We start from the raw sequence: 26,548 nt of genomic DNA, 5'->3' as shown, positions 1-26,548 counted from the left end.
ATGAGCCATCCGGACTCGAACGCGCTGCGCCGGCTGGAACGCCAGGTGCGACGTCGGCTCGACGTGCGCATGGCGAGCCAACGGGTGTGGGAGTCGCTGCCGGCGATCCTGCAGATCGTCGCCGCGGTTACGGCCTCGTACTCGATCGCGCACTGGGGGCTCGGGCACGCCTATCCGATCCTCGCGATCACGGTGACGATCAACGCGCTCGGCTTCGCTCGGGATGCCAGGCCCCAGCGCGTCGCGGAGACGGTGATCGGCATCCTGCTCGGCGTTGCGCTCAGCGATGGGCTCTCGCTCGTGCTCGGCAAGGGGCTGTGGCAGCTCGTGGTCGTGCTGCTCGTGGTGTTCGTGATCGGCCGCGCGGTCTCGCCGAACCCCGCCTTCGCGGTCGCGGCGGCGGTGCCGTCGGCGCTCGTGCTCATCCTGCCGGTGCCGGACGGCGGTCCGTTCGGCCGCACGTTCGACGCCGCGATCGGCGGTGCCATCGCCCTGCTCGCCACCGCCCTGATCCCGCGCGACCCGGCCCGGGCTGCGGCCCGGGAGCGCCGCCGACTGTTCGCCCTGATCGACGAGGGACTCGCCACCGTGCTCGACGCGCTCCTGCACGCCGACACCGCCACCGGCGAGCTCGCCCTCGAGCGGATGCGCCGCACCCAGCCGGTCGTGGATGCCTGGAAGGGGAGTCTCGACAGCGCCGTCGCCATCGCCCGCATCTCCCCGTTCCTGCGTTCGCGGTTACCGCTGCTGGTGAAGGAGCAGCGGGTGCTCGCGGCCGCCGACCTCGCCACCCGTCACCTGCGGGTCGTCGCGCGCAGGGTGGAGTTCCTCGTGCGCGATGGCGAGCCGCGACCGGCGCTGGCGGAACTGCTCGGGCAGCTGCGCACCGGCATCCGTCTGCTCGACGAGGAGCTCGACGACCCGCAGCTCTCGGGCGCCGCGCGCTCGTTGCTGACGGATGTCGCGCGCCGACTCGACCCCGCGGAGGTGCTGCCCGACGCGCACCTGCGGGATTCCGCGCTGCTGCTGATGCTGCGACCGTTCGTCGTCGACCTGCTCGTCGGCGCGGGCATGCCGATCGATGACGCGCGGAGCCTGCTGCCGCCGGTCTAGGCCGCGCGGCGGTTCACCGCGCTAACCCGCGCTGTGGCTCATCTGGGGCCGCGCTCACCACGCGAACCCGTTCGCGGCCACCGCCTGCCACGCGACCGTGAGTTCACCGAGTCGCCAACGCGACTTGGTGCCGACGACGGGCCAGCCGGCATCCCGCATCGACTGGGCGACCGCGACCCAGCGCTGCGAAGCGCCGTAGACGCCGAGCGGGGCGTGCACGCGCCACCAGCGGTCGAGGTCGGCGAGGTAGTCGTGCACCGGTTCGCCGGGGATGTTGCGGTGGATCAGCACCTTCGGTAGGCGCTCCGCGACCACCGAGGGCGACTCGAGGTCCGTCAGGCGCAGCGAGACCGTGAGGGTCTGCGGGCCGTCGGCCGTGACATCCACCCAGCTGGCGACGCGGCCCACTTCGTTGCAGGTGCCCTCGACGAGCACGCCGCCCGGCTGCAGGCGTGCGACCATGCGACGCCAGGCGTCGAGCACCTCGGACTCGTCGTACTGCCGCAGCACGTTGAGCGCCCGGATGACGGTCGCCGACTCGCCCGGCACCTCGAAGCCGCCGAGCGCGAAGGTCACCCCGGGCCGCTCGAACGGCTTCGCGGCGGCGACCCGCTCGGGCGCGATCTCCAGGCCGAGCACGGCGACTTCGGGGCGCACCTTGGCGAGTCGCTGGTGCAGTTCGAGGGTGGTGGTCGCGGATGCCCCATACCCGAGGTCGACGACGAGCGGTCGCGCCGCGCGGCGCAGCGCCGGCAACTGGGCGATCCAGCGGTCGATGCGGCGCAGGCGGTTGGTGCCGGTGGTGCCGCGCGTGATCTGGCCGATGGGCATGGTCAATTCTCGCCCGAACCGGTCGGCCCCGACCCCACCGCGCGCCCGAACCGGCGTAGCGTCGAGGCATGACCGACTCCGGCCGCGAGCCCGACCCCACGTGGATCCGCAACCAGCCCTCGCTGACCACCTCGAACGGCACGATCTGGCTGGTGGTGGGCGGGCTGTTCGCCGCGATCGCGTTCGCGCTGCTCGTGGCGATGGGGTCGCTGCATCCCCTCGGCTACTGGGCGGCGGCGATCGTCGCACTGCTCTATGCGGGGATGCTGGTGGTGCGCGCGTGGGTGGGTCGCCAGCGCCTGCGGCTGGGTCTGCTCGCCGCGCTCATGCTCGCGATGGCGGCGGTGGCCCTCGGGGTGGTGCTGTTCATCGCGCTGACGGTGATCGAGTAGCGGCAGCCCATGCTCGTGATCGGTGCGGCCCCGCAGCTGGTGGCGGCGGCGCTCGCGCGGGGCGTGCCGGTGACGGTGATGGTGCGGCGCGCGGCCCCGCAGCCGGCCGGGGTGCGGGTGGTGACGGGGGACGTGAAGTTCGCGGCATCCCTGGCCGAGGCGCTCGAGGGCGAGACGGTGGTGGTCTCGGCGCTGCGCGGCGGCAGTCCTGTGGCACGGTTGAGCCTGGATGCGCTCATCGCGGGCATGCACACCGCGGGGGTGCGGCGGCTGATCGCGGTGTCGGGCGAGCTGGATGACGCGGTGCGCGCCTCGGGCCTGGACTGGTCGCTCGTGCCGAACCCGGTCGCCGCGCTCGATACGCTTGGAGCATGACTCACACCCTGATCCTGATGCGTCACGGCCAGTCCGACTGGAACCTCAAGAACCTCTTCACCGGCTGGGTGGATGTGCGGCTCACCGAGCAGGGCGCGGCCGAGGCGAAGCGCGCCGGAGAGCTGATCCGGGAGTCGGGGTTGGCGCCGGACATCCTGTTCACGAGCCTGCTGACGCGCGCCATCCAGACCGCGAACATCGCGCTGGAGGAGGCGGACCGGCTGTGGATCCCGGTGGAGCGCAGCTGGCGGCTCAATGAGCGCCACTACGGCGCGCTCCAGGGCCTGGACAAGGCGGAGACGCTGGAGAAGTTCGGGCCGGAGAAGTTCATGGAGTGGCGGCGCAGTTTCGATGTGCCGCCGCCGCCGCTGGACGACGACTCCGAGTGGTCGCAGGTGGGCGACCCGCGGTACGCGGGTGTCGAGGTGCCGCGCACCGAGTCGCTCAAGCTCGTGATCGACCGGATGCTGCCGTACTGGTTCTCGGATATCACCCCGGCGCTCGCCGCGGGCAAGACCCCGCTCGTGACCGCGCACGGCAACTCGCTGCGCGCGCTCGTGAAGCACCTGGACGGCATCTCGGACGCGGACATCGCGGAGCTGAACATTCCGACCGGCATTCCGCTGGTCTACGAGTTGGATGACGCGTTCATGCCGCTCGGGCCGGGGCGCTATCTCGACCCGGAGGCTGCGGCGGCGGGCGCTGCTGCGGTGGCGGCGCAGGGCGCGAAGAAGTAGGGGCGTTGCGCCCGCGTGGGCGCGGTGGCTGCGGTGCAGAGTGCTGACGCTCGTCGGTCGGTCCGCCGGCCGGCCCGCGCTGGTGCTGCTCCGCGAGGCCTCGGTGGCCTGCACGCTCAACTCGCCCGCGCCACGAGCGCGCGACGCTGTGCCGGTATCGGTCGCTGCCGGGCATCGAGTTCGGGCGGCGGCACGAAGGCGTAGTCAGCGCCGTCACGGGTGACCCGCCAGCCGTTGTTGTGCACGAGCAGGTGGTGGTGCCTGCACAGCAGCACACCGTCGGCGATGTCAGTGCCGCCGCGATCTCGGCGCCATTCGTTGATGTGGTGGGCTTCGGTCCAGCTGGGTGGTCGCTCGCACTCGGGGAAGGTGCATCCCCCGTCGCGGGCGGCGAGGGCGAGGGTCTGGCGGCGGGTGTAGAGGCGCTGTTCCCGACCGAGGTTGACGACCTGGCCGCCCTCGAACAGCACGGGGAGCACGCCGACCTCGCACACCATCCGCGCCGCAGTGTCGATGCTGATCGGGGCCGACTGACCCTCGAATCGGGCGATGCCGCGACCGGTGCGCAGGTCGTCGGCGGTGACGTGGAGGGTGACCGCGGGGCGCTTGGCGCCGAGGAGTGCGTTCGGGGCGACGGCGGTGCCGAGCCGGGTGAGCTCGATGAGGGTGTCGAGGGCGAGTTGTTCGGTGCTGCGGGGGTCCGCGGCGATGGTCTCGGCTCGGGCGCGTTCGGTCGGGTCGACGAAGCGGGGGCCGCCGCGACGCGGGGAGGTGGCGGCATCCACCGCGGCGGTGACGATCGCGGCGGATTCGGGATCGAGCAGGCCGCTGATGCGGGTCATGCCGTCGGGCATGGGGGTGAGGTGCAGGTATCGACGCTCGCGCATCGCCTGCTCGCGGGATGCGACGGCGCCGAGGTCGAGCGCGGCCCGCAGGTCGCGCGCGCGGGCGGCGAGCCGCTCGAGGGTGAGGGTGGGCGCTTCGACCAGGAGCGTCGCGGCGGCGCGCTCGAGTTCGGCGGCCGGGATGGCGTCGGTGGGGGTGCCGAGGCCGGAGCGGATGACCTCGGCGGCATCCAGCGAGATGCGGGCGGCGGCGACGGCCTGGCCGACCTGCTGCAGCCAGCTGGGTGCGGCATCCGTCTGCATCGCACCGGCGCGCACGAGGGTGCCGGCCTCGCGCACGGAGGTGCCGGTGATGCGCTGCACGAGGTGTGCCGGGGTGCGGGCGCCGAGGCGCTGGGCGAGGCCGTCGTACCCGAGCTCGGGGCGGGAGCGCCGTGCGATCTCGTCGGCCACGCGGGAGGCCGCGGCATCCACCTGCCGACGCACCTCGGCGAGCGAACGCTGGGTGGCGAGCAGCGCGTCGTCGCTCGCCGCCGCGAGGGGCGGGAGCTCGAGCACGGCTGCGATGGTCACGAGACCATTGTCCCAAGGTTCGAACGTATGTTCTAGTGTCTGAGCAATACTCGTGGAGAAGTCATCGCGGGGCTGGCTGTGGAGGAGAGGAGGCGGCGCCTACCCGTCGTTCTCCGACAACTCGTCGTCGACCTCGGCCTGGTCGTCCTCCTCATCAATGTCGGGGGTGCCGGTATCGCCGACGCGCGCGCCGGTGTCACGGTCGACCCCCGCGCCCCACTCCTCGGTCTCGCGGTCGCTCATGGTTGCTCCTTCGGTCGCTCCCAGTCCACACCCGAGAGCGGGGTTTGCCAAGGGGTCAGCGGCTGGCCACCGCCTGCACGACCTGCACCATGACGTAGAGCCCGACGCCTACCGCCGCCAGTCGTGCCAGCTCGGCGACGATCGACGGTCGCTTGCGCCCTGGCCGCCCACCGCGCGATCGTATGGATGCAGGACGCGCCGCGCCCCGCGTAGGGCCCTCTGCGGCCTGCGTGCCTCGGTTGACTGGCACCGCCGCCCCCACGTGCGTGCCCACCGCCTCCTCGAGCGCCTCGAACTCGCGCGTAATGTGGTGCCCGACGGTGGAGGGCTGTGGCCGGGTGTGCCAGGTGGATGCCCGGCTCGCGGCATCCACGATCGTCGCAAGCTGCTCGTCGCTGAACTCGCGGGTGCGCTGCAGGGAGGCGTAGAGGCCGCGGGATCCGGTCACGATGATCTCGGGGTCGTATGGGCCACCGCCCGCCGGTGCCTTGACGGTGATGTGGCCGGGGTCGATGAACGCGATGATGCCGACGACGGGGACGGTCATCCGCGCTACCCGCGAGAGCAGGATCGAGGCGCGCTTGGCTTCCGCGATCGAGTTGCTGATGTAGTGCTGCTTGTGTCCTCCGACGTACATGCCGTAGCCACCAACCCACACGTCGCGCCCGGGGCTGTACTTGGTGTTGATCGTGAATACGCCGGGTGGCCCGATCACCACATGATCGATGTCGGATGTTCCACGCCCCACGGGCACGGAATGCAGTACCGTCCAGCTCGGCCCGAGCGGGCTGAGAATCTCGGCCACACGGCGCTCGCAGAGCACGCCGCGGAACCACCCGGTCGCCTCGTCATCGATCACCACGGCACCGTTGGCCGGGTCGACCCGGATCGTGCCGAGGTCCCACTGGCGCAGGAGTTCATCGATGAGCGAATGCCCCGGAACTCGCTGGCGAAGATCGCTCACCTTGCGAGTCTCGCGCCTCAAGGGGCGGATGCTGTAGCCCGAGTTCGGGGGTGGGTCAGCCCCGCACTGGGGGTGCGCTCTCCCCGACGACACGGCTAGGGTCGCGCTCGTGACGACTCTTGCGCCAGCAGACCTCGCGCTCGCTGCCGGGCGTAGCCAGAAGCGGGTCCGTGCTGTGCTGCGCTCGCTCTACGGGACTCTTCCTCTGGGCGTCAGTCGATGGGAGCTCAGCGAGGAGCAGTTCGCGGCGGCGCTCGCGGTCCTCAAGAGTGACAGGGGTCCGCGCGAATGGTCACTCGAGATTGGTGACACGGTCCGCCGCCGTCAGGTCCACGAGGCGTACGGCGGTCAGCAGCAGGGTGGGATCTCCACGCCCCGCAGCGCACCAGAGATACTTATTTTCACGGATCCCGTGAGCGGCGCCCGGTACGGGTACAACAAGCACGAGGGGCTCAGAGAGAACGGATCCTACTTCTACACGGGCGAGGGTCAACATGGCCCACAGACATTCATTCGTGGAAACCTCGCGCTCAGAGATGCGGCGCTGACAGGCAAGACCATCCGCCTCTTCACGACGAAAGGCACCGCGGCGACCTATGTGGGTGCGTTCACCACTGGTGACCCGGTCTACAAGCTCGAGACCATTCCTGACGTGGACGGGGAGCCGCGCGAAGGCATCATCTTCAATTTGGTACCGCTTCATGCGGACTTGACGCTCTTGCCGACCTATGGTGGCGCCGCCAACTACATGTGGGTTGGCGAGTGGACCCCGCCCGAGTTCTCCGACATCGTGGTCCCGCAGCCCGAACTCCCCGAATTGGGCGATCGAGTCGTCTCGCGCGTCGAGTTTGAGCTCCAGAGGAGCTTCGGGGAGTGGCTCATTGAAGCAGGACACGTGCCGAAGCTCCTTCGACTGCCCGTCGGGTCCTCGCGCATCGAGCCGGACCTCTACGTCCCAAGCCGCAGCTGGATCGTCGAGGCGAAGAAGTCAAGTGGGCGTGCTTTCGTGCGTGCCGCGATCGGACAGGTGCTCGACTATGTCCACATCGCGAAGTCGGAACAGATCACCGCACTTCCGGTTATCCTGCTGCCGGGGCGCCCTGAGCAGGATCTAGTCGACCTCATTGACGAGCTCGGCATCATCCTTGTCTACCGCCGCGATGATGGATTCGCCGTGGTGGAATCGGACTAGGCGGTCGACCGCGACGCGGTCTGCTGAGGCCCAGTCGACCGAAGCGAGCTGGTCGATGCCAAGCCACTCGAGCCGATCATGGTCCGTGCTGGCAACAGGGAGCATGTCGATGGGCTGCGCGCGAATGAAGAGCAGCCGAAGATCTTGCTCGACCAGTTCGACGGTGGTGAAGAGGCCGAAGGCAGCAATGTCGATGTCCAGCTCTTCGTGGATCTCTCGTGCCAGGGCTTCGTTCGCGTTCTCGTCCTGCTCGACCTTGCCGCCCGGGAACTCCCACAGGCCACCGCGCTCGGGTCGCCGCCTGCACGCCAGGTACCGCCCCTCGTGCTCGATGATCGCCGCGACAACGTCAATCACCCCTCAACACTCCACAACATTCACAGCCAGCCCGCCCTCGCTGGTCTCCTTGTACTTCGTCGACATGTCCTGCCCGGTCTGCCGCATCGTCTCCACGACCATGTCGAGCGACACGTAGTGCGAGCCGTCCCCGCGCAGCGCGAGCCGCGCGGCCGTGACCGCCGTGGACGCCGCGATCGCGTTGCGCTCGATGCACGGGATCTGCACGAGACCGCCGACGGGGTCGCAGGTCAGTCCCAGGTGGTGCTCCATCGCGATCTCGGCGGCGTTCTCCACCTGGGCTGGGGTGCCGCCCATCACGGCGGTGAGGCCCGCGGCGGCCATCGCGCAGGCGGAGCCGACCTCGGCCTGGCAGCCGCCCTCCGCGCCGGAGATGGAGGCGTTGGCCTTGAAGAGCGACCCGAGGGCGGCCGCGGTCAACAGGAATTCGCGGATGCCCGGCCGCGGGTCATCCGCGTCGCACACGAACTGCACCCAATACCGCAGCACCGCGGGCAGGATGCCGGCCGCGCCGTTGGTGGGGGCGGTGACGACGCGCTCGCCGGAGGCGTTCTCCTCGTTGACGGCGAGCGCGAAGATGCCCAGCCAGTCGCCGGGCAGGCACTTGTCGGGGTCCGCCTCGAGCTGCTCGCGGATGGCGGCGGCGCGGCGCTTGACGTGCAGTTGGCCGGGCAGGAAGCCGGGGGAGTGCAGGCCGTGGTCGATGCATCCGTTCATCGCCTGCCAGATCGCGTCGAGACCGGCGTCGACCTCGTCGGGGGTGCGCGCCGACTCCTCGTTGCGGCGGGCGAGCCCGGCGATGCTCGACTCGTGCTCGGCGCACAGCGCCAGCAGGCCGTCGGCGCTGCGGAAGGCGAACGGGTACCGGTGCCCGACCCGGGCGGGTTCGCCCTCGCGTTCGATGAACCCGCCGCCCACCGAGTAGTAGGTCGCCTCGAACGGCTGCGGCCCGTGGGCGGTGAGCTTCAAGGCGTTGGGATGCCCCGGCAACCGCACGAACGCCTCGAACGTCACATCGCTCCGCTCGAAGGGCACCACGCGCCCGCCCACCTCGAGCTGCCCGGCCTCGGACGCCCGCTGCCACGCACCCCGCACCGCCGCCGGGTCCACCGTCTCGGGCGCGTTGCCGGCCAGGCCGCTGACGATCGCGTCTGGGGTGCCGTGGCCGAGGCCGGTGGCGCCGAGGGAGCCGTAGAGCACGCAGGTGACGCGTTCGGTGTCCGCGGGGATGCGGGCGGCGAAGTCGCGGGCGGCGCGCATCGGCCCCACGGTGTGCGAACTGGAGGGCCCCACCCCGATGGAGAAGAGCTCGAAGGCGGAGACGTACGCAGTCACGACTCAACCGTACGCGTCGGGAACACCCGGGCATATACTTCCACTCAGGAAGTACTGAAGGAGGGGCGATGGCGCGCAAGCTCGACCGCGGTGCGGCGGCCGCAGCCCCCCTCGTCCTGGCCTACCGCGACGACCTCGCCGGCTCACTGGTGCGCGTGATGACGGTGTGGACGAGCGCCCCCTACCAGCGCGCGTTCGCGCGCGGCGGGGGCATCCCCGACGACGACAACGCCATCCCCGCCCTGTTCAGCCTCGCCACGCAGGGGCCGCGGCGGCCGTCGGTGCTCGCCGCCGAGCTGCACATCTCTCCGCCCGCAGGCAGCCGCCTGTTCGACCGGCTCGCGGCGGCCGGGCTCGCGGTGCGGGTGGCCGATGCGGGGGACTCGCGGGCATCCATCGTCACCCTCACCGACCACGGTCGCGCGGTCGCCCAGCAGCTGTTCGAGGCCGGCGACGCCCTCATGGCCGACCTGCTCGCCGACTGGCCCGCCGCCGACCGCCAGCGACTGGCGCACCTCATGCACCGCTTCGCGGACGCCGTCGCCTCCGACGCGTCCACCCGCACCGCACCACCCGACAACTGAAGGAGCACCACATGGGCACATACGCCGTCACCGGCTCGGCATCCGGCATGGGCAAGGCCACCGCCGAGAGGCTGCGGGATGCCGGACACACCGTCATCGGCGTCGACCTGCGCGACGCCGACATCACCGCCGACCTCTCCACCGCCGAGGGCCGGGCGAGCGCCGCGGCGGCCGTGCTGGATCGCGTCGGCGGCACGCTCGACGGCGCCGTGCTCGCCGCCGGTCTCGGCCCGGGGCCGGGTCGCGAGCGCGTGCTCGCCGAGGTGAACTACCGCGGTGCGGTCGAGCTGCTGAAGGCATGGCGGCCGGCGCTCGCGGCGCACGGTTCCGCGCAGGTGGTGGTGTTCTCGTCGAACTCCACGACCACGACCCCGCTCGTGCCGAAGAGCGCCGTGAACGCGCTGCTCAACGACGACGTCGACAAGGCGGTGAAGACGCTCAAGCGGCTGTTCCGCGACAACGCGCCGGGCATCATGTACGGCACCACCAAGATCGCGCTCAGCCGCTGGTTGCGCCGCGCTGCGGTCACCGACGAGTGGGCGGGCGCGGGCATCCGCCTCAATGCGATCGCGCCCGGGGCGATCCTCACGCCGCTGCTGCAGAGCCAGCTCGACGACCCCGAGATGTCCGGTGCGATCGAGGCCTTCCCGATTCCGCTCGGTGGATACGGGGATGCCGGCAAGATCGCCGACTGGGTGGTGTTCATGCTGAGCCCCGCCGCCGACTTCATGACCGGCAGCCTCGTCTTCGTCGACGGCGGCACCGACGCCTACTTCCGCAGCGACGACTGGCCGCGCGCCGTTCCGCTGAGGGGGCTGCGTCGCTACCTCAGGCTGACGAAGGAGTTCGCGGCGAAGAAGAAGTCCGCGGGGGAGCGCCGCGGCTAGAGGATCTCGTCGTTCTCCAGCGCCTCATCCAACCCCGGCTCGTCGACGATCGCCTCCTCGTCGAGGTCGTGCCGGTGCGCCGGAACCTCGGGATCCGGGTCGAGGTCGTGGGATGGCGCCTCGGGCTCGATCGGGTCGGGCACGGATTCCGCTCCGCCGCCCGCGGGCTTCGTCGAGGGGGTGTCGATCGGGTCGCTCATGGGTGGCCTCCGGGGTCGGTGTGGCGGTGCATCCAGTGTGCGCCTCTTGGAGGGAGGAGTGCCAGCCTGGCCTCGATGTGGCGGGAGAAGTCTCGGCCCCGGTTCGTTCTGGCGGGAGCTGTTGACGGTTGGCGGGGGTCATTGCTCCCGCCAACCGTCAACAGCTCCCGCCGGACCGGGGTTTTCTCCCGCCAAACGGGGCCACCTCCCGCCAGGTGCGGGTCGGTCGGCGCCGCGGAGTGCCGTGGTCAGCCGCCCAGAAACCGCGCCACCGCCGCGCGGGCCTCCTCGGGCGCGTTGAGCCACGGTGCGTGACCGCCGCGCAACTCCACGACCGCGGCGTCGGCGATCGCGGCGATCGACCTGGTCGCACGGGCCACGGTGAGGAAGACGTCGGCATCCCCCCAGAGCAGCAGCACCGGCATTGGCAGCGTCGCCAGCTGCGTCTGCGTGACGACGGCACCGTGCCGCACGCCGAGCGGCGAGGCGATCGCCTTGAAGTACGAGGGCAGGCTCGTGAAGAACGCCTCGCGCTGGGAGGCGAGGTAGCCGCAGTCCACGAGTTCCGGCGGCCACGGCTCGACCGCGCCCGGGCCGAGGGTCATGGCGCTGTTGTCCTGGTATTCGGCGCGGGTGACGGGGCGGCGCAGCATCCGGCCGGCGACACCCGGGAATGCCATGATGCGCATGCCGGCGGGCGGATGCATCTCCGCGAACGCCGCGCCCGGTGCGCCGAGCAGGGTGAGGCTGCGCACTCGCTCGGGGTGGGCCAGCGCGTAGTAGAGCCCGAACTGCCCGCCCATCGAGTGTCCGACCAGCTCGAAGGTCTCGAGTTCGTACGCGTCGATCACCGCCTGCAGCCAGCGCACCGGCGCGGTGCGGATGTCGTGGCGGTGCAGCGTCGTCGCCGACGACAACCCGTGGCCGGGCCAGTCCAGCGCGATCACCCGGCGACCGCCGAAGCCCGGGATCAGCGGCACCGCGGCGGCGGTCACCGAGGCGATGCCGTGCAGCAGCACCACCGGCGGACGCGCGGGGTCGCCCGGGATGTCGATGACGTGCAGTTGCGCATCGCCGGCATCCACCATGCGCTCAGCGGCGGTCAGGCCGAAGTCGGCGAGCAGACGGGTCTCGGCGGCGCGGTACTCGGCCGCGAGTTCGATCTCGGTGGGCACGGGGCTAGGGTACCGACTCAGATGTCGCTGGGGATCCAGTCACCGGTCGCGAGGTACTGCACCTTCTTCGCGATCGAGACCGCGTGGTCTGCGAAACGCTCGTGGTAACGGGAGGCGAGCGTGGCATCCACCGTGTCGACGGCCGCGCCCTTCCAGGTCTCGCCGAGCACCTTGTCGAACACGCTCAGGTGCAGCGCGTCGATCTTGTCGTCCTCGTTGCGGATCTCCTCCGCGAGCTTGACGTCTTCGGAGCGCAGCAGCTCGACGAGCTTCTTGGCGATCGCGACATCGAGCTGGCCCATCTCGCTGAAGGTGCCGCGCAGGCTCTTCGGCACGACCTTGTCGGGAAAGCGGTAGCGCGCGAGTTGCGCGATGTGCTCGGCCATGTCGCCCATGCGCTCGAGCGAGGCGCTGATGCGCAGCGCGCTCACGACGATGCGCAGGTCGCGGGCGACCGGCTGCTGGCGGGCCAGGATGTTGATGGCCAGCTCGTCGAGCTCGGCGGCGGCGACGTCGATCTTCTCGTCGTCGGCGATCACGGCCTCGGCGAGGGAGACGTCGGACTCGTTGAAGGCGCGGGTGGCGTTCTCGATGGACTCGGCGACGAGCCCCGCGATCTCGACGAGGCGGTCCTGCACCTCACGCAGTTCTTGCTGGAAGACTTCGCGCACGCTGTTTTCGTCCCTTCAACACGGGCACGACGAACCCGCATGGCTTTGAGGCAACTGTGCCCGCGCCAGGTTAACGGCGGGTGATGCCGGCCTGAACATCCACTGAAGCGCCCTGCCCGCGAGTGGACATCGGGTGAGCACTCCACTGATGACTCACTAATCTAGACCCCATGGACCTCCAGTGGCTGGTACCAGCCGCTTTGGCGTTCGGCGTGGTGTTGGGCGCCGGCGTCTTCGGCGTGGTTCTCGCGGCCGCCCGTCGGGGGCATCGCGCGGCCCAGGTGGTGTCCACGGCCGTGCCCGACGGTGTCGACCAGGTGCTCGACGCGCTCGAGTCCGCCGGCATCGTGCTCGACCCCTCCAACACGGTCATCAAGGCGTCGCCCGGGGCGATGGCGTTCGGGCTCGTGTGGAACGGCGCGCTCGTGCATCCCGAGCTCAGCGCGCTCGTGGACCGCGTGCGCCGCGGCGGGGAGCCGATCACCGAGGAGCTGTCGCTGAGCCGCGGTCCGTTCGGGGATGCCACGATCCACCTCTCCGTGCGCGTGGCGCGTCTCGGCGCCCGCTACGTGCTGCTGCTCGCCGAGGACCGCACCGAGTCCTACCGCCTCGAAGAGGTGCGGCGCGACTTCGTGGCCAACATCTCGCACGAGCTGAAGACCCCGATCGGCGCGGTCTCGCTGCTCGCCGAGGCCCTGGTGAGCGCCTCCAAGGAGCCGGATCAGGTCAAGCGTTTCGCCAAGCGTCTCACCAAGGAGTCCGAGCGTCTCGCCGGCATCGTGCAGGAGATCATCGAACTCTCCCGCCTGCAGGCGACGGATGCCCTCACCAAGGCCGACCTCGTCGACATCGACACCGTGGTCGCCGCCGCGGTGGATCAGAACCGCATCGTCGCCGAGGGACACAACGTGACGCTGGCCAGCGGCGGGGACCGTGGCACCGAGGTGTTCGGCGACGAGGCTCTGCTGGGGGTGGCGCTCAACAACCTGATCGCCAACGCCATCCAGTACTCCCCGGACGGCTCGCGCGTGGGCATCGGCGTCTCCGACCGCGACGGCGTCGTCGAGATCGCGGTGACCGACCAGGGCGTCGGCATCCCCGAGGACGAGGTGGAGCGCGTCTTCGAGCGCTTCTACCGCAGCGACCCGGCTCGCAGCCGCAACACCGGCGGCACGGGGCTCGGGCTCTCCATCGTCAAACACGTCGTGCAGAACCACGGCGGCGACATCCGCGTCTGGTCGCAGCCCGGTCGCGGCTCCACGTTCACCATCCGCCTGCCCTCGGCGGCGGCATCCGCAACACCCCAAGAGAAGGCCCGTGCATGACCAAGATCCTGATCGTGGAGGACGAATCCTCCCTGAGCGAGCCCCTCGCGTTCCTGCTGGAGCGAGAAGGATACGAGACCGCGATCGCCGCCGACGGCCCGTCCGCGCTCGCCGAGTTCGATCGCGCCGGAGCGGACCTGGTGCTGCTCGACCTCATGCTGCCGGGGTTGCCGGGCACGGAGGTGTGCCGCGAGCTGCGCAACCGTTCGAGCGTGCCGATCATCATGCTCACCGCCAAGGACTCCGAGGTGGATATCGTGGTCGGGCTCGAGCTCGGAGCCGACGACTACGTCACCAAGCCCTACTCGACCCGCGAGCTGCTGGCGCGCATCCGTGCCGTGCTGCGCCGCCGCGTGGAGACGGATGACACGGACGACGCGATCCTCGAAGCCGGCACCGTGCGCATGGACGTCGAACGGCACACCGTCACCGTGGACGGGGTGGAGACCGCGATGCCGCTCAAGGAGTTCGAGCTGCTCGAGCTGTTGCTGCGCAACGCCGGTCGCGTGCTCACGCGTGGACAGCTCATCGACCGGGTGTGGGGTGCCGACTACTTCGGGGACACCAAGACACTCGACGTGCACATCAAGCGCATCCGCTCGCGCATCGAGAAGGTGCCGTCGGAGCCGGTGATGCTCGTGACCGTGCGCGGGCTCGGCTACCGGTTCGAAGCCTAGGGCGCGTCTGGTTGCCCCCGGCGGGGCTGGCACCTGCGCCCGCCCGCTCGCCCGCACGTCCGCTCGTCCGTCCGCCCGCGCGACGCCCCCGCACTGGTGCGATGCCCTCGCTCGCGGGAAGGGTCGGCACAGACTCGGGAGTTCAAGGACAATGTCCTTGGTTTTCCGAGTCTGCCGAGGGGTTCGAACCGGCCAAGAGCCCGGAGCGCGCCGGCGCGGTCGCATCGCCGCACGGAGGAGCGGCATCCGACCGGGAGCCGAGACGTGCTCGACGGGTCGGGAGGGGCCGACCGGGCCCGAGCGCGACTACTCGCGCGGGGCGAGACCCTCGTACTCGGGCTGGTTCGGGTCGAGCACGGGCACGAGCAGCACCTTGCCGGGGTCGTCGCCGTGCTGCACGTAGATCGGCAGCAGGCTGCCGGCCATGGCATCCGTGGTCTGCAGCAGGAACTGCTTCTGCTTGGGCGTGCCGCCGAAGACGACGGTCGTGCCGCCGCCCACGATGATCGTCTCATCGACCTGCTCGTCGCCGTTGTCGTACTGCAGGTTGAGCTTGGTGCCGTTCGACGAGCGGTTCGTGATCGTGACCACGAGGGAGACGACGCTGCCGTCCTCGTTGGGCAACGCGAGTGCGTTGCGGATCGCGATGTCGCCGACGGTGAGGTTCATGCCTTCGCCGGGCACGTACTCCGTGAGCGTTGCGGTGGGCGTGAGGAAGGTGCATCCCGCGGTGCCGACGAGCATGGCACCGGCGAGGATGAGGGCGGCTGCGGCCCTGGCCGCGCGAGTGCGTGCTGTCACAGCGTCATCCTACCGAACGAGGCCGCGGTGAACGGAGTTAGGGCAGCCTTACTCGAACCTCACTGTGGTAAACTTGGTCGTCTTTCGAAAGGACCCCCATGCTTTTTGAGGTTGGCGAGACCGTTGTCTACCCCCACCACGGCGCAGCAACCATCACCGAAGTCAAGAAGCGCACGGTGCGTGGCGAAGAGAAGCTGTACCTCAAGCTCAACGTCACCCAGGGCGACCTGACGATCGAGGTTCCGGCCGAGAACGTCGACCTCGTCGGCGTTCGCGACGTGATCGGCAAGGAAGGCCTCGACAAGGTCTTCGAGGTGCTGCGCGCCCCGTTCACGGAGGAGCCCACCAACTGGAGCCGCCGGTACAAGGCCAACCTCGAGAAGCTCGCCTCCGGCGACGTGATCAAGGTTTCCGAGGTCGTGCGCGACCTCTGGCGTCGCGATCAGGACCGCGGCCTCTCGGCCGGCGAGAAGCGCATGCTCGCCAAGGCCCGCCAGATCCTCATCTCCGAGCTCGCGCTCGCCGAGAAGACGGACGAGGAGAAGGCCTCCACCGTGCTCGACGAGGTGCTCGCCTCCTGAGTTCCCTCGCGCGCCGCCGCCCCTGCGGCGCGCGGTCGTAGGCTCGTCACATGCCAACCGTCGCCGTGATCGTCGTGGCCGCCGGCAGCGGCGCACGTCTTGACGCGGGCATGCCCAAGGCCTTCGTCGACCTGACCGGCGAACCGATCCTGCAGCGCGCCCTGCGCACCGTGCACGACTGGGATGCCACGGCTCAGGTCATCGTCGTGGCTCCCACCAGCCACCTCGATGCCGCCCGTGCGATCGCTCGCGACGACGTGGTGATCGTGCCCGGTGGCGCCACGCGTCAGGACTCCGTCGCGGCCGGACTCGTGATGGTCGCACCCGACGTGCAGGTCGTGCTCGTGCACGACGCGGCTCGGGCGCTCACCACGGCCGGGCAGTTCGACCGGGTGGCGTCGGCGGTGCGCGAGACGGGGGCGGGGGTCATCCCAACCCTGCCGGTGAGCGACACGATCAAGCGCGTCGACGCGGATGCCACGGTGCTCGAGACGGTCGACCGCTCCAGCCTCGTGCACGTGCAGACGCCGCAGGGCTTTCCGCGCGCCGAACTGGTCGCCGCCTACCTGGACGCCGACGAGGAGTTCACCGACGACGCGGCGCTGTTCACCGCGGCGGGCCACACCGTGCACGCCGTCGCCGGCGAGGCCGCGGCCTTCAAGATCACCACGCCCGCCGACCTGCACCGCGCCGAACGACACCTGGGGGAGACGATGACCGAACGATGGCCGAGTGCGGCCGGGACCCGCACCGGAATCGGTATCGACGTGCACGCCTACGACGCCGCGGAGCCGCTGTGGCTCGGCGGCCTCTACTGGCCCGACGAGGTGGGCCTCTCCGGGCACTCCGACGGGGATGCCATGTGCCACGCCATCTGCGACGCGCTGCTCTCCGCGGCCGGCCTCGGCGACATCGGCAGCAAGTTCGGCACCGACGACCCGCGGTTCGCGGGCGCGCACGGTGACGTCTTCATCACCGAGACCGTCGCGCTCGTCATCGGCGCGGGCTACCAGGTCGGCAACGTCGCGGTGCAGCTCGTGGCCAACGGCCCGCGCCTGGGCGCGCGGCGAACCGAGGTGGAGGCGCACCTCTCGACGCTGGTCGGGGCGCCGGTGAGCGTGTCGGCCACGACCTCCGACGGTCTGGGTTTCACGGGCAAGGGCGAAGGCGTCGCGGTGATCGCCACCGCGCTGCTGCATCGATGACCGAGCGAGCCCGGTGATCGATGCGCAACCGAGATCCCGGTCTCGTGGACCGCGACCCCCGTAAACTTGCCCCGTGACGATCCGGCTCTACGACTCCAAGGCGCAGGCGCTCGTCGACTTCGTGCCGCTGACCGCGGACAAGGTCGGCATCTACGTCTGTGGACCCACGGTGCAGTCGAGCCCGCACATCGGCCACCTGCGCTCCGCGCTCGTCTACGACCTCTGGCGGCGCTGGTTCAACTACCGCAGCTTCGACGTGACGCTCGTGCGCAATGTCACCGACATCGACGACAAGGTGCTCGACAACGCCACCGACGACGAGCCGTGGTGGGCGCTGGCCTACCGCATGGAGCTCGAGTTCACCGCGGGGTACACCGCGCTCGGCATCCAGCCGCCCACCTATGAGCCGCGGGCGACCGCGAGCATCCCGCAGATGATCGAGATCATCCAGCGCCTCATCGACGCAGGCCACGCCTACGCGGCCGAGGGTGACGTCTACTTCGACACCGCGTCGTGGCCCGCCTATGGCGAGCTGACCAGGCAGAGACCCGAGAACATGGAGGCCGCGACGGACGCGGATCCGCGCGGCAAGCGCGATCCCCGCGACTTCGCGCTGTGGAAGGGCGCGAAACCCACCGAGCCGGTTACCGCGCGCTGGGAGTCGCCGTGGGGTGCCGGACGCCCCGGCTGGCACATCGAGTGCTCGGCGATGAGCTCGCGCTACCTGGGAGCCGCGTTCGACATCCACGGCGGCGGGCTCGACCTGCGCTTTCCCCACCACGAGAACGAGCTCGCCCAGTCGACCGCGGCGGGGGATCCGTTCGCCAGCTACTGGGTGCACAACGGCCTCGTGAACGTCAACGGCCAGAAGATGTCGAAGTCGCTCGGCAACTCGGTCTATGCCGCCGACCTGCTGGGGCGCGCACAGCCGATCGTCGTGCGCTACTTCCTCGGCTCGGCGCACTATCGCTCCACGATCGACTACCACGACGGCTCGCTCGCCGAGGCCGAGGCCGCGCTCGACCGCATCGGCACCTTCCTCACCCGCAGCGCCGCGAGTCACACCGCGGCCGAGCAGATCCCGGATGCCTTCGCCGCCGCCATGGACGACGACCTCTCCGTGCCCGCCGCCCTCGGCGTGCTGCACGAGACCGTACGGGCCGGGAACGCCGCGCTCGACGCGGGGGATGCGGATGCCGTGGCCTCCGCCCGCGGCGCCGTGCTCGCGATGAGCGAGGTGCTGGGCATCAACCCGCTGTCACCGCAGTGGGGTGCCGCGGCATCCGAACCCACCGAACTGGCGCTCGCCTCGCTCGTCGAGTCGCTGATCTCGGACCGGAATGCGGCGCGGGCGAACAAGGATTTCGCCGTCGCCGACCGGATTCGTGATGAACTTGCCGCAGCGGGCATCACCGTCGAAGACGGCGCCGGCGGAACACATTGGAGTCTGCAGTGAAATCACCCGGCAACAAGCCGCGCCCCGGCGCCGTGCGCAAGACGCGGAAGGGGCCCCAGGTCGGCTCCGGCGGACAGGGCAGGCAGGCCCTCGAGGGCCGCAAGCCCACCCCGAAGGCGGAGGACCGCCCGTACCACCCCGCGGGCAAGCGCAAGGCGGCACAGGAGCGCTACGAGGCGACCGTGGGCGGTCGCAAGAAGGCCGCGGGCAGCACGGATGCTCCGCAGCGCACCCAGCGCGGCCGCTCCGCGAAGGGCGACGACGCCGAGATGGTCACGGGCCGCAACTCCGTGCTCGAGGCGCTGCGTGCCAAGATCCCGGCCTCGACGCTCTACGTGGCCTCGCGCATCGAGTACGACGACCGCGTGAAGGAGATCCTGTCGCTGGCGACCAAGCGCGGCATCCCCGTGCTGGAGATCATGCGACCGGAGCTCGATCGGCTCGCCGGCTTCGATTCGGTGCATCAGGGCGTCGTGCTCAAGGTGCCGCCGTACGAGTACGCGCACCCCGACGAACTGCTCGACAAGATCGTCTCCCGCGGCCAGGTGCCGCTGCTGGTGGCGCTCGACGGTGTCACCGACCCGCGCAACCTCGGCGCGATCATCCGCTCGGTCGCGGCGTTCGGGGGGCAGGGCGTCATCGTGCCGCAGCGCCGCTCGGTGGGGCTGACGGCATCCGCATGGAAGACGTCGGCGGGAGCGGCGGCACGCACCCCGGTCGCGATGGCCTCGAACCTCACCGCGATGATCAAGAGCTACAAGCAGCGCGGCGTCTTCGTGCTCGGCCTCGACGGCGGCGGCTCGATGAGTCTGCCCGACCTGCAGCTGGCCAAGGAGCCCGTGCTGATCGTGGTCGGCAGCGAGGGCAAGGGGCTGTCTCGCTTGGTGACGGAGAACTGCGATGCGATCGTCTCCATCCCGATCAGCTCCGGCACGGAATCGCTGAACGCCGGCATCGCCGCGAGCGTGGCGCTCTACCAGATCGCCGTCACGAGGGCTTAACCACGACGAGTGGCGGGGGCATCGCGGGCGATCGCGATATCCTCCCGCCACTCGGCGCGAGCTAGGCGTTACTTCTTGTACTGGTACGGGTTGAAGAGCACTTCGCGCTCGGGGATCTCGGGGAACTGCCCTGCGATCCAGTCGTCGCCGACCTCGCGCTCGAGGTAGGCGACGGTGTCGTCGAGCTTGGCCTTGACGCCCTTCAGGTCGCCGGCGATGACCTTGCCCTCCCACTTGACGGCCTCGCCGCCGACGAGCACCGTGTGCACGTCGCCGCGCTGGGCCTGGTAGACGACCTGGCCCCACGGGTTGATGAGCGGCGCCCAGGTCGGCGAGTCCTCGTTCTTGAGCAGCACGACATCGCCGAGCTTGCCCTTCTCGAGCGACCCGATCTCCTTCTCCTTGCCGATCGCCAGCGCGCCGCCGCGGGTCGCCATGTGCACGACCTCCTCGGCGCGCAGCTTGACGTGGGTGACGGTCTCCGCCGGCTCCAGCTGGTGGGCCAGGTAGTGCTCGAGCGCGCGGTCCGCGTTCACCGTGGCCCGCATCGCGGAGAACAGGTCGGCGCTGAACCACACGCTCGTGTCCACCGAGAGGGACACCGGGATGCCGTACTTGCGCAGCTGGTGAATCGGCGGGTAGCCCTGGCCGCAGGTGTCCTCCGACTCGGTCGCGAGCGAGACGTTGCCGCCGGTGGCCGCGATCTTCAGGTACGAGTCCGCCGAGAGCGAGGCGGCGTGCACGTAGGTGAAGCCCTCCTCCATCACGCCGGCGTCGTAGGCGTTCTTGATGCCCCAGTCGTTGGTCGCGCCCCACACGCCGGAGTGCGTGGTCACGCGCAGACCGAGCTCCTTCGCCACCTGGTAGGCGGCGAGCTCCGGGAAGTTGTCGTCCTGGTTGGGCACGTCGAACGCGATCTGCGTGCCGAACATGCGCGAGTCATCCCGCGACTTGGTGAGCAGCGCCTGCACGGCCGGATCTGCGGTCCACTCCCACGGGGACTGGTGGATGTTGCCGTAGGCGAAGACGAACCGGCCGGGGGAGTTCACGAGCGCGTCGAACGCGGCCTCGCCGTGCTCGACGGTGCGCAAGCCGTGCGACCAGTCCACGCTCGTGGTGACACCGGACTCGACGGCGTCGAGCGCGGAGATCAGGTTGCCGGCCGCGTAGTCCTGCGGACGGAACTTCATGCCGTGCTGCAGGTAGTACCAGACGAAGTACTGCGTGAGGGTCCAGTCGGCGCCGTAGGCGCGCATGGCGGTCTGCCACATGTGGCGGTGGGTGTCGACCATGCCGGGCATGACGATGCCGCCCTTGGCGTCGATCTCGACGGTGCCATCCGGCACGGCGAGGTCCACACCGACTTCGGCGATCTTGCCGTCGATGACGAGCACGTCACCCTCGGGCAGCACCGTGTGGGAGTCATCCATGGTCAGGACGATGCCGTTGCGGAAAACGATCGGTTGGCCTGACTTGGGCGTGGGGGTACCGGACATTGTGGCGTCATCCTCCTTGATGATGTACGGGCGTGCCGACTAAGGTTAAGTGCTGCTGCACAGTGATGTCCAGTGCCACTTGGTTCTCGATCCCCGATCGACCAGAACTCATCCAACGGAGGCAAGCAACTTGAGCGACAGAACCATCGTCATCGCCGGCGGCACGTCCGGCATCGGCCTCGAGATCGCAAAGGACTGCATTGCCCGCGGCGACCGCGTCGTGATCACCGGCCGCGACCAGGCGCGCACCGACGAGATCGCCGCAACCCTCGGTGCGCAGGCCACCGGTGTCGCGCTCGACATCTCCGAGCCCCACACGATCGCCGAGCAGCTCAAGCCGATCGGTCAGGTGCACGGACTCGTGCTGGCCGCGATCGAGCGCGACCAGAACACCATCCGCGACTACGACATCGAGCGTGCGATCCGGCTGGTGACCCTCAAGCTCGTGGGCTACACCGAGACCGTGCACGCACTGCTCGACCGACTCGAGCCCTCGGTCGACACCGGGATCGTGCTGTTCGGCGGCCGCGCGAAAGACCTGCCGTACCCCGGATCGACGACCGTCTCGTCGATCAACGGCGGCGTCATGGGCCTGCTCAACACGCTCGCGCTCGAGCTCGCGCCGATCCGCGTGAACGCCCTGCATCCCGGCATCATCGGCGACAGCCCGTTCTGGGCGGGCAAGCCCGCCGGCGTGCTCGAGCAGTACGAGAACCGCACCCCTGGGGGCAAGCTCGCCACCATGGAGGACGTGGTGGGCGCCACCCAGTTCCTGCTGCGCAACCGCGGCGTCTCGGCAGTGAACCTCTACGTGGACCGCGGCTGGGCGATCACCTGATCCGGATGCCGAAGCCGGCCGACCCGCTCAGTGCAGGTCGCGCCGGCTGACCTCGGCGATGGCCTCCCAGCCGTAGTTCTTGAGCTCGTCGTCGGCGAGGGCACGGTCGAACACCTCGATGAGCGCGGGCAGCGTCGCGGGGTGCACACCGGATGCCTCGGCCACCTCCTGCGCGAGCGCCAGGTCCTTGCGACCGAGCTCGATGTGGAAGCCCGGGTTCTCGTAGTCGCTGCGGGCGATGAGGTCGCCGTAGACCGTGTACACGACCCCGCCGAACAGCGTGCTCGAGAGCAGCTCCGTGAACAGCACGGGGTCGACCCCCTGCCGCTCGGTCATCGCCACGGTCTCGCCGAGCGCCTGCAGGGCGTGGATGATGTTGTAGTTGACGGCGGCCTTGACCGAGTTCGCCACCGAGGGCTGTTCGCTGAGCCGCCAGGTGCGCTTGCCGAGCACGGCGAGATACGGCTCGACGGCGTCCAGGGCCGCGGTCGGGCCGGCCGCCAGGATGTTCAGCTGCCCCTCGGCGGCCACCGACGGCCTGCCGAGCACGGGAGCGGCGACGTAGGTGGCGCCGGCCTCCGCGAACCCCGCCGAGAGCCGCCCGGCGAGAGAGGGGCTGATCGAGGCCATCATCACGTGCGTGCGACCGGCCATCGATGCGATGGTCTCGGCGTCGAACACCGACTCCACGGCGGCATCGTTCGCGAGCATGGAGAACGAGACATCCGCGGCGAGCGCCTCGGATGCCTCGGTGGCGCGGTGCGCACCGGCGGCCACGAGGGCGTCGGCCGCCGCGGGGGACCGGTTCCAGACGGTGACGTCATGCCCGGCGTCGACGAGACGCCGGGCCATACCGCTGCCCATCGAACCGAGGCCGAGGAAGCCGAGCGCGCTCATGCGTTGCCGCGCCCCCACGTGGTGTTCAGGTGGGACTGCGAGTCCCGGTTGAGGTTCAGCGGTCCATCGATCGTGTAGTACCGCTTGCCTGCGACGATGAGCTCTTCGGCCGGGAACTTGGTGATGACCTCGCATCCGGTGGCCGTGACGACGACCTCCTCCTCGATCCGGGCGGCGCCCCAGCCGTCGGCCGACGGCCAGTAGGTCTCGAGGGCGAAGACCATGCCCTCCTGCAGCTCCTCGGGGTGATCGAACGAGGTGAGTCGCGAGAAGATCGGCTTCTCCCAGATGGAGAGACCCACGCCGTGACCGTACTGCAGGGCGAAGGCGGCCTCCTCGTCCGGGAAACCGAACTCCTCGGCCTTCGGCCATACCGCGACGATGTCGGCGGTGGTCGCGCCGGGCTTGACCAGCGCGATCGCGCGATCCATGTACTCGCGTGCACGGGTGTAGGCGTCGCGCTGCGCGTTCGACGCCGAGCCCACCGCGAACGTGCGGTAGTAGCAGGTGCGGTAGCCGTTGAAGCTGTGCAGGATGTCGAAGAACGCCGGGTCGCCGGGCCGGATCAGCCGGTCCGAGAACACGTGCGGGTGCGGGGAGCAGCGCTCGCCGGAGATCGCGTTGACGCCCTCCACGTACTCCGAGCCGAGGTCGTAGAGCGTCTTGGCGACGACCCCGACGGCCTCGTTCTCGCGCACGCCCGGGCGCAGGAATTCGTAGAGGTTCTCGTAGGCGGCATCCACCATCGAGGCGGCCTGGGTGAGCAGGCGGATCTCGTCGTGCGTCTTGATGCGGCGAGCCTCCATGAAGACCTGCTGGCCGTCGACGACCTGGATGCCCTCCTTCTGCAGGGCGAACAGGATCGGCAGCTCGATCACGTCGACGCCGAGCGGCTGGTCGGCGACGCCGAACTTCTCGAGCTCGCGCTTGACCTTCTTGGCGACGCCCTCGGCGATGCCCGCGTCCGGCGGGAACGCGCCGCGCAGCGTCGAGATGCCGGCGCGGGCGCCGCTCTCCAGGCGGGGGCGCTTGGCGCCCTCGTGCGGCGAGTTGGGATCGGCGTCCATCTCCGCCGTGGTCGTGTCCAGCCACGGGTTGTAGAGCTTGTGGTGCTTGGCCGCGGAGCCGAAGTCCCACACGATGGGATCGGTGTTGCGCGTCAGCAGCGCGAATCGGATGAGCTTGTCCATCGCCCACGTGCCGATGTGGGTCGCGCTCATGTAGCGGATGTTCGAGAAGTCGAACGCGAGCACGGCGCCGAGGTCGGAGCGATCGAGCTGCGCCTTGAGACGCGCGAGCCGCTCGTCGCGGAGTCGCTCGAAGTTGACGCGCTCCTCCCAGTCGACGGCGTTCATTCCGGTCGTGCCGGTGCTCTTCATCGAGTCCTCCTGTGTCCCCAAACAATCACGCCGCACTTCACGGTCGTACAGCACAGCTTAACACTCGAAGGGGGCATTCGTCCCGTCCTCAGGCAATCTCCTCGAGCGCCGACTGTCGCAGATTGAGACCGCCGGCGCGCCCCCGCGCATCGTCTGCCACTTGACAAGCCGTGGACAGTCCACCTCTACAATGGCAGCAGCAGCCGGACCGGCGATGGTTTGGGCGGCCCAGATTCGATTCATTTTGGGAGCAAGCATGCCGGACGGTCTCGGTGCACGTCTCCGCGAGGCACGAACGCAACGCGGATTGAGTCTGCGCAGTGTCGCGCAATCGCTCGGAGTCTCGGCGAGTCTCATCTCGCAGGTCGAGATCGGCAAGACGCAGCCGTCGGTGGCGACGCTCTATGCGATGGCCAACCACCTGGGGGTCTCGCTCGACGATCTGCTCGGCATCACGACCCCCGACGACGGCCAGCCGTCGATCGCGGGTGCAGCGGGCATCCCGCAGCCGAACGTGCAGCGCGCCGCCGACAACCCCGTGATCGAGATGGAGAACGGCGTGCGCTGGGAGCGACTGGCCGCCGGCGCGGGCGGTCCCGCCGACGCCCTGCTCGTCACCTATCAGCCCGGGGCGAGCAGCTCGGTCGAGGACAAGCTCATGCGCCACGCGGGCATCGAGTACGCGTACCTGCTCGAGGGGGAGCTCACGCTGCACCTCGACTTCGACACCTACACGCTCGGCCCGGGGGACTCGCTGCAGTTCGACTCGGTGCGTCCGCACCTGTACTCGAATCGCGGCAAGACCATCGCCAAGGGCGTCTGGTTCGTCTTCGGTCGTCGCCAGCACAATCAGGCGATGCGCGATGCGCCTGGCAGCGAATCCTCCCTGCCCGGCGGCACGGTCGGCAGTGCTGTCGACGTGCTGCGCGCGATGGACGACTTCGCCGTCTGATCCCATTCGGTTCCGGCTGCTGCCGTTCAGTCCCGGCGGTGCACCGCGGGTCGGGATGCCGTGATCCACGGGTCCACGAGCGTCTTGATCTGCGTGGTGCGCCCCTCCAGCAGCGGTTGGAGCGCCTCGTCGGCGACCTGATCCAGCGGGATGACCTCGCTCGCGATGTCGGACCAGTCCGGCCTCGTGCCGAGCAGACGCACGGCCTCGGGGAAGTCGTCCTTGAACACGTGCGCGACGGTGCCGACGATCAGGTATTCGTTGAGCGTCCATCGGCCCAGGGGCAGCGCCGGCTCGCCGCGCTGGATGCCGACCGGCACGATCGTCGCGCCGGGCTTGGCCGCCTCGAGCACGGATGCCAGCCCCGGTGCGGAGCCGCTGACCTCGAAGAACACGTCGACATCCATGTCGAGCTCTGCGAGCCGGTCCGCGAGGGATGCCGTGCCCGCCTTGAGCGTCGCCGTGGCGCCCAACCGTAGCGCGAGTTCCAGCCGCTCGTCGTTCAGGTCGACGACCAGCACGCGGGCCCCGGTCGCCGCGGCCGCGACGGTGATGAACGCACCGATCCCGCCGACGCCGAGGATCACGGCGTCCTGTCCCGCGGTCAGGCCGCTGCGTCGTACGGCGTGCACCGCGATCGCCATCGGTTGGGTGAGGCCGAGGGTGTCGAGGGGCAGTCCGGTGTCCGTGACATCCAGCACGATGCTGGCCGGCGAGATCACGTAGCCGGCGAGTCCGCCGTCGTGGTGGAAGCCGATGGTCGTATAGCTGCGGCAGAGGTTGGTCCTACCGAGGCGGCACGGCTTGCACTCGCCGCAGGAGATGCCGGCACCGCTGACGACGTGCGCCCCGATCGGCAGGGTCACCCCGTCGCCGACCGCTTCGACGACGCCGACGAACTCGTGGCCGAGCGCGACCGGCGGCGCGGCGAGCACGAGCTCGCGCCCGAACTCGGTCGCGTCGCTGCCGCAGACACCGCAGACCGCGACGCGGATGAGCACCTCACCCGGGCCGGGCGTGGGAACCGGCTTCTCCTCCACGCGCAGGTCGCCGGTGGCGTGGAGCACCGCGGCGCGCATGCCGGTCATGCGAACGAGCCCTCGGCGATCGGCAGCTGCGCTGCGCTGCGCTCGGCGAGCATCCATCCGATGAAGTTCTCGTAGACCGCCTTGTGGTCGGGGTGATCGAGGTAGGCGTCGAGGCCGGCCGCGTCGTCGACGATCGCGGCGACCGCGTAGTCGGCGCCCGCCGGGCGCAGGTGCAGGTTGGTGCCGGCCGCGTAAGAGCGGATCTGCGGGATGTTCGTCGCCATCGCCAACAGGGCCTCGGTGAGCGCGGCGACGTCGGCCTCGGTGACCTCGTCCTTCCAGCGGAACGTTGCGATGTGGAGGATCATTGGTCTCCTGCTCTCCTCGTCGAGGTGTCCAGCAATGATTAACGTTGCTGCGATTCTGGCTCCAAAGTAC

General features: G+C 69.9%; 29 protein-coding genes and 1 pseudogene. 15 read left to right on the top strand and 15 right to left on the bottom strand.

Annotated elements, in window-relative coordinates:
* Positions 1-1,113 (top strand): FUSC family protein, encoded by a 1,113-nt coding sequence (locus tag PYV02_RS03925; RefSeq protein WP_275756392.1) that lies wholly within the window; start codon positions 1-3, stop codon positions 1,111-1,113.
* Between the two features lie 54 nt (positions 1,114-1,167).
* Here the strand turns inward: PYV02_RS03925 and PYV02_RS03920 are convergent, their stop codons facing one another.
* Positions 1,168-1,944: a class I SAM-dependent methyltransferase gene (locus tag PYV02_RS03920; protein ID WP_275756390.1), complete on the bottom strand. Its 777-nt coding sequence runs from the start codon at positions 1,942-1,944 to the stop codon at positions 1,168-1,170.
* 68 nt (positions 1,945-2,012) lie between these two features.
* On the opposite strand from PYV02_RS03920, the gene PYV02_RS03915 reads away from it, so the two are divergent.
* The 3 genes from PYV02_RS03915 to PYV02_RS03905 are packed head-to-tail and all read left to right on the top strand — an operon-like array spanning position 2,013 to position 3,448.
* Positions 2,013-2,336, top strand: a complete 324-nt coding sequence (locus tag PYV02_RS03915; protein ID WP_275756388.1) for a hypothetical protein — start codon at positions 2,013-2,015, stop codon at positions 2,334-2,336.
* A gap of 9 nt (positions 2,337-2,345) precedes the next feature.
* Complete coding sequence (locus tag PYV02_RS03910; protein WP_275756386.1) at positions 2,346-2,711, top strand: NAD(P)H-binding protein; 366 nt, start codon at positions 2,346-2,348, stop codon at positions 2,709-2,711.
* Positions 2,708-3,448: a phosphoglyceromutase gene (locus tag PYV02_RS03905; RefSeq protein WP_275756384.1), complete on the top strand. Its 741-nt coding sequence runs from the start codon at positions 2,708-2,710 to the stop codon at positions 3,446-3,448. The genes PYV02_RS03910 and PYV02_RS03905 overlap by 4 nt, the downstream gene beginning before the upstream one ends.
* Before the next feature lie 116 nt (positions 3,449-3,564).
* Here the strand turns inward: PYV02_RS03905 and PYV02_RS03900 are convergent, their stop codons facing one another.
* The 3 genes from PYV02_RS03900 to PYV02_RS03890 all read right to left on the bottom strand — a co-directional run bounded on the left by PYV02_RS03900 (position 3,565) and on the right by PYV02_RS03890 (position 6,073).
* Positions 3,565-4,866: an HNH endonuclease signature motif containing protein gene (locus PYV02_RS03900; protein WP_275756382.1), complete on the bottom strand. Its 1,302-nt coding sequence runs from the start codon at positions 4,864-4,866 to the stop codon at positions 3,565-3,567.
* A 99-nt stretch (positions 4,867-4,965) separates the two neighbouring features.
* Positions 4,966-5,109: a hypothetical protein gene (locus PYV02_RS03895; RefSeq protein WP_275756380.1), complete on the bottom strand. Its 144-nt coding sequence runs from the start codon at positions 5,107-5,109 to the stop codon at positions 4,966-4,968.
* A 55-nt stretch (positions 5,110-5,164) separates the two neighbouring features.
* Positions 5,165-6,073 (bottom strand): nuclease-related domain-containing protein, encoded by a 909-nt coding sequence (locus PYV02_RS03890; protein ID WP_275756379.1) that lies wholly within the window; start codon positions 6,071-6,073, stop codon positions 5,165-5,167.
* A gap of 109 nt (positions 6,074-6,182) precedes the next feature.
* Here PYV02_RS03890 and PYV02_RS03885 point away from each other — a divergent pair, with 109 nt between their 5' ends.
* Positions 6,183-7,265, top strand: a complete 1,083-nt coding sequence (locus tag PYV02_RS03885; RefSeq protein ID WP_275756377.1) for an SRA domain-containing endonuclease — start codon at positions 6,183-6,185, stop codon at positions 7,263-7,265.
* Here PYV02_RS03885 and PYV02_RS03880 read toward each other — a convergent pair.
* Both PYV02_RS03880 and PYV02_RS03875 read right to left on the bottom strand, forming a co-directional pair.
* Positions 7,185-7,622: a (deoxy)nucleoside triphosphate pyrophosphohydrolase gene (locus tag PYV02_RS03880; protein WP_275756375.1), complete on the bottom strand. Its 438-nt coding sequence runs from the start codon at positions 7,620-7,622 to the stop codon at positions 7,185-7,187. The genes PYV02_RS03885 and PYV02_RS03880 overlap by 81 nt on opposite strands.
* A gap of 3 nt (positions 7,623-7,625) precedes the next feature.
* Positions 7,626-8,957 carry an L-serine ammonia-lyase gene (locus tag PYV02_RS03875; RefSeq protein WP_275756373.1) on the bottom strand — a complete coding sequence of 444 codons (1,332 nt, stop codon included), beginning with the start codon at positions 8,955-8,957 and terminating at the stop codon, positions 7,626-7,628.
* 68 nt (positions 8,958-9,025) lie between these two features.
* On the opposite strand from PYV02_RS03875, the gene PYV02_RS03870 reads away from it, so the two are divergent.
* Entirely contained in the window at positions 9,026-9,541 is a 516-nt protein-coding gene (locus PYV02_RS03870; protein WP_275756371.1) for a MarR family winged helix-turn-helix transcriptional regulator, read from the top strand.
* An 11-nt stretch (positions 9,542-9,552) separates the two neighbouring features.
* Positions 9,553-10,428 (top strand): SDR family oxidoreductase, encoded by an 876-nt coding sequence (locus PYV02_RS03865; protein ID WP_275756369.1) that lies wholly within the window; start codon positions 9,553-9,555, stop codon positions 10,426-10,428.
* Here the strand turns inward: PYV02_RS03865 and PYV02_RS03860 are convergent.
* The 3 genes from PYV02_RS03860 to phoU all read right to left on the bottom strand — a co-directional run bounded on the left by PYV02_RS03860 (position 10,425) and on the right by phoU (position 12,474).
* Entirely contained in the window at positions 10,425-10,628 is a 204-nt protein-coding gene (locus tag PYV02_RS03860; protein ID WP_275756367.1) for a hypothetical protein, read from the bottom strand. The two genes, PYV02_RS03865 and PYV02_RS03860, sit on opposite strands and share 4 nt — an antisense overlap.
* Before the next feature lie 248 nt (positions 10,629-10,876).
* Complete coding sequence (locus tag PYV02_RS03855; protein WP_275756365.1) at positions 10,877-11,803, bottom strand: alpha/beta fold hydrolase; 927 nt, start codon at positions 11,801-11,803, stop codon at positions 10,877-10,879.
* Positions 11,804-11,820: 17 nt separating this feature from the next.
* On the bottom strand, positions 11,821-12,474 hold the full coding sequence (phoU, locus tag PYV02_RS03850) for a phosphate signaling complex protein PhoU (protein ID WP_275756364.1): 654 nt from the start codon (positions 12,472-12,474) through the stop codon (positions 11,821-11,823).
* Positions 12,475-12,644: 170 nt separating this feature from the next.
* Here phoU and PYV02_RS03845 point away from each other — a divergent pair, with 170 nt between their 5' ends.
* Together PYV02_RS03845 and PYV02_RS03840 are read left to right on the top strand one after the other, a co-directional pair.
* Complete coding sequence (locus tag PYV02_RS03845; protein ID WP_275756362.1) at positions 12,645-13,799, top strand: sensor histidine kinase; 1,155 nt, start codon at positions 12,645-12,647, stop codon at positions 13,797-13,799.
* Complete coding sequence (locus PYV02_RS03840) at positions 13,796-14,476, top strand: response regulator transcription factor (RefSeq protein ID WP_275756360.1); 681 nt, start codon at positions 13,796-13,798, stop codon at positions 14,474-14,476. Before PYV02_RS03845 ends, PYV02_RS03840 begins: the two co-directional genes overlap by 4 nt.
* 306 nt (positions 14,477-14,782) lie before the next feature.
* Here the strand turns inward: PYV02_RS03840 and PYV02_RS03835 are convergent, their stop codons facing one another.
* Positions 14,783-15,277, bottom strand: coding sequence for a hypothetical protein (locus PYV02_RS03835; protein ID WP_275756358.1), 495 nt, complete (start codon positions 15,275-15,277; stop codon positions 14,783-14,785).
* Positions 15,278-15,375: 98 nt separating this feature from the next.
* Between PYV02_RS03835 and PYV02_RS03830 the strand changes: the two genes are divergently transcribed.
* From PYV02_RS03830 to rlmB, 4 genes are all read left to right on the top strand, one after another.
* Entirely contained in the window at positions 15,376-15,858 is a 483-nt protein-coding gene (locus tag PYV02_RS03830) for a CarD family transcriptional regulator (protein ID WP_275756356.1), read from the top strand.
* A 50-nt stretch (positions 15,859-15,908) separates the two neighbouring features.
* Positions 15,909-17,063 carry a 2-C-methyl-D-erythritol 4-phosphate cytidylyltransferase gene (gene ispD, locus PYV02_RS03825; RefSeq protein ID WP_275756355.1) on the top strand — a complete coding sequence of 385 codons (1,155 nt, stop codon included), beginning with the start codon at positions 15,909-15,911 and terminating at the stop codon, positions 17,061-17,063.
* 73 nt (positions 17,064-17,136) lie between these two features.
* A complete protein-coding gene (gene cysS / locus PYV02_RS03820) occupies positions 17,137-18,519 on the top strand; it encodes a cysteine--tRNA ligase (RefSeq protein ID WP_275756353.1) in 1,383 nt (460 codons plus the stop codon).
* Entirely contained in the window at positions 18,516-19,520 is a 1,005-nt protein-coding gene (gene rlmB / locus PYV02_RS03815) for a 23S rRNA (guanosine(2251)-2'-O)-methyltransferase RlmB (protein WP_275756351.1), read from the top strand. The genes cysS and rlmB overlap by 4 nt, the downstream gene beginning before the upstream one ends.
* A 68-nt stretch (positions 19,521-19,588) precedes the next feature.
* Here the strand turns inward: rlmB and PYV02_RS03810 are convergent, their stop codons facing one another.
* On the bottom strand, positions 19,589-20,950 hold the full coding sequence (locus tag PYV02_RS03810) for an amidohydrolase family protein (RefSeq protein WP_275756349.1): 1,362 nt from the start codon (positions 20,948-20,950) through the stop codon (positions 19,589-19,591).
* Positions 20,951-21,146: 196 nt separating this feature from the next.
* Between PYV02_RS03810 and PYV02_RS03805 the strand changes: the two genes are divergently transcribed.
* Positions 21,147-21,854, top strand: coding sequence for an SDR family NAD(P)-dependent oxidoreductase (locus PYV02_RS03805; RefSeq protein WP_275756347.1), 708 nt, complete (start codon positions 21,147-21,149; stop codon positions 21,852-21,854).
* A gap of 27 nt (positions 21,855-21,881) precedes the next feature.
* Here the strand turns inward: PYV02_RS03805 and PYV02_RS15360 are convergent.
* Together PYV02_RS15360 and PYV02_RS03790 are read right to left on the bottom strand one after the other, a co-directional pair.
* A pseudogene (locus PYV02_RS15360) lies at positions 21,882-22,796 on the bottom strand (NAD(P)-dependent oxidoreductase); the annotation flags it as partial.
* Positions 22,748-24,130 carry a M24 family metallopeptidase gene (locus PYV02_RS03790; RefSeq protein ID WP_275756345.1) on the bottom strand — a complete coding sequence of 461 codons (1,383 nt, stop codon included), beginning with the start codon at positions 24,128-24,130 and terminating at the stop codon, positions 22,748-22,750. The gene PYV02_RS03790 and the pseudogene PYV02_RS15360, both read right to left, overlap by 49 nt.
* Before the next feature lie 307 nt (positions 24,131-24,437).
* Here PYV02_RS03790 and PYV02_RS03785 point away from each other — a divergent pair, with 307 nt between their 5' ends.
* Positions 24,438-25,082, top strand: a complete 645-nt coding sequence (locus tag PYV02_RS03785) for a cupin domain-containing protein (RefSeq protein WP_420833591.1) — start codon at positions 24,438-24,440, stop codon at positions 25,080-25,082.
* A 26-nt stretch (positions 25,083-25,108) separates the two neighbouring features.
* On the opposite strand, the gene PYV02_RS03780 is transcribed toward PYV02_RS03785, so the two are convergent.
* On the bottom strand, positions 25,109-26,170 hold the full coding sequence (locus PYV02_RS03780) for a zinc-dependent alcohol dehydrogenase (RefSeq protein WP_275756343.1): 1,062 nt from the start codon (positions 26,168-26,170) through the stop codon (positions 25,109-25,111).
* Positions 26,167-26,478, bottom strand: a complete 312-nt coding sequence (locus PYV02_RS03775; RefSeq protein WP_275756341.1) for a Dabb family protein — start codon at positions 26,476-26,478, stop codon at positions 26,167-26,169. The genes PYV02_RS03780 and PYV02_RS03775 overlap by 4 nt, the downstream gene beginning before the upstream one ends.
* Positions 26,479-26,548 lie beyond the last annotated feature (70 nt).

The organism is Antiquaquibacter metalliresistens, assembly GCF_029211225.1.
In the GTDB taxonomy this organism is placed as follows: domain Bacteria; phylum Actinomycetota; class Actinomycetes; order Actinomycetales; family Microbacteriaceae; genus Rhodoglobus; species Rhodoglobus metalliresistens.
This window is presented reverse-complemented; position numbering and strand designations above follow the sequence as displayed.

What these genes read in the sequence shown, in the direction of transcription:
- PYV02_RS03925 (WP_275756392.1), top strand. Translation starts at nt 1, where the DNA reads ATGAGCCATCCGGACTCGAACGCGCTGCGCCGGCTGGAACGCCAGGTG.
- PYV02_RS03920 (WP_275756390.1), bottom strand. Translation starts at nt 1,944, where the DNA reads ATGCCCATCGGCCAGATCACGCGCGGCACCACCGGCACCAACCGCCTG.
- PYV02_RS03915 (WP_275756388.1), top strand. Translation starts at nt 2,013, where the DNA reads ATGACCGACTCCGGCCGCGAGCCCGACCCCACGTGGATCCGCAACCAG.
- PYV02_RS03910 (WP_275756386.1), top strand. Translation starts at nt 2,346, where the DNA reads ATGCTCGTGATCGGTGCGGCCCCGCAGCTGGTGGCGGCGGCGCTCGCG.
- PYV02_RS03905 (WP_275756384.1), top strand. Translation starts at nt 2,708, where the DNA reads ATGACTCACACCCTGATCCTGATGCGTCACGGCCAGTCCGACTGGAAC.
- PYV02_RS03895 (WP_275756380.1), bottom strand. Translation starts at nt 5,109, where the DNA reads ATGAGCGACCGCGAGACCGAGGAGTGGGGCGCGGGGGTCGACCGTGAC.
- PYV02_RS03870 (WP_275756371.1), top strand. Translation starts at nt 9,026, where the DNA reads ATGGCGCGCAAGCTCGACCGCGGTGCGGCGGCCGCAGCCCCCCTCGTC.
- PYV02_RS03865 (WP_275756369.1), top strand. Translation starts at nt 9,553, where the DNA reads ATGGGCACATACGCCGTCACCGGCTCGGCATCCGGCATGGGCAAGGCC.
- PYV02_RS03860 (WP_275756367.1), bottom strand. Translation starts at nt 10,628, where the DNA reads ATGAGCGACCCGATCGACACCCCCTCGACGAAGCCCGCGGGCGGCGGA.
- PYV02_RS03845 (WP_275756362.1), top strand. Translation starts at nt 12,645, where the DNA reads ATGGACCTCCAGTGGCTGGTACCAGCCGCTTTGGCGTTCGGCGTGGTG.
- PYV02_RS03840 (WP_275756360.1), top strand. Translation starts at nt 13,796, where the DNA reads ATGACCAAGATCCTGATCGTGGAGGACGAATCCTCCCTGAGCGAGCCC.
- PYV02_RS03830 (WP_275756356.1), top strand. Translation starts at nt 15,376, where the DNA reads ATGCTTTTTGAGGTTGGCGAGACCGTTGTCTACCCCCACCACGGCGCA.
- ispD (WP_275756355.1), top strand. Translation starts at nt 15,909, where the DNA reads ATGCCAACCGTCGCCGTGATCGTCGTGGCCGCCGGCAGCGGCGCACGT.
- PYV02_RS03810 (WP_275756349.1), bottom strand. Translation starts at nt 20,950, where the DNA reads ATGGATGACTCCCACACGGTGCTGCCCGAGGGTGACGTGCTCGTCATC.
- PYV02_RS03790 (WP_275756345.1), bottom strand. Translation starts at nt 24,130, where the DNA reads ATGAAGAGCACCGGCACGACCGGAATGAACGCCGTCGACTGGGAGGAG.
- PYV02_RS03780 (WP_275756343.1), bottom strand. Translation starts at nt 26,170, where the DNA reads ATGACCGGCATGCGCGCCGCGGTGCTCCACGCCACCGGCGACCTGCGC.
- PYV02_RS03775 (WP_275756341.1), bottom strand. Translation starts at nt 26,478, where the DNA reads ATGATCCTCCACATCGCAACGTTCCGCTGGAAGGACGAGGTCACCGAG.